Annotated in this window: 1 pseudogene; it reads left to right on the top strand. The window is 67.7% G+C overall.

Annotated features, from left to right (window positions below):
• A pseudogene (locus ON20_RS36800) lies at positions 1-703 on the top strand (transposase); the annotation flags it as partial.

Here is a 703-nt window from a genome sequence, read left to right as displayed (position 1 = left end):
CGCCGGCTCGAACACCGCCCACGACCACAAACAACTCCTCGCCGATGCCGTGGCGCAGATACCGCAGGTCACCGGATGGCGGATCGGACGCAAACTGCTGGTCCGCGCCGATTCCGGCGGCGGGACTCATGAGTTCCTCGACTACTGCCACCGGCGCCGGGTCCAGTACTCGATCGGGTTCGTGCTCACCGACGAGGTCGTTGCCGCTGTCGATGATCTCGCCTCCGGTGACTGGATACCGGCCCTCGACGCCGGCGGGCGCGCTCGGCCCGGCGCCTGGGTCGCCGAAGTAACCGGCCTCGTCGACCTGCACCGATGGCCTCCGGGTATGCGACTCATCGTGCGCAAAGAACGCCCGCATCCTGGTGCGCGGTTGCGGTTCACCGACCACGACGGGCTGCGGCCGACCGCGTTCGTGACCAACACCGGTGGCGGATATCTGCCGGAGTTGGAGTTGCGGCACCGTCGCCGGGCCGCTGCGAGGACCGTATCCGCGGTGCGAAAGACACCGGCGCACGTAATCTTCCGTTTCACAGCTTCGCCGCCAACCGCGTCTGGCTCGCTGTCGTCGCGCTCGCGATGGATCTCACCGCCTGGATGCAAACCCTGGCCTTCGCCGAGCATCCAGCACGGCGGTGGGAACCGAAAACACTACGGCTACGGCTGTTCTCAATCCCCGCTCGCCTGGCTCGCCACGCCCGAC

Origin of the sequence: Nocardia brevicatena NBRC 12119, assembly GCF_000308495.1 — a bacterium.
Taxonomy (GTDB): Bacteria; Actinomycetota; Actinomycetes; order Mycobacteriales; family Mycobacteriaceae; genus Nocardia; species Nocardia brevicatena.
The sequence above is the reverse complement of the archived record's forward strand: the minus strand, read 5'-3'. Positions and strand labels throughout refer to the sequence as shown.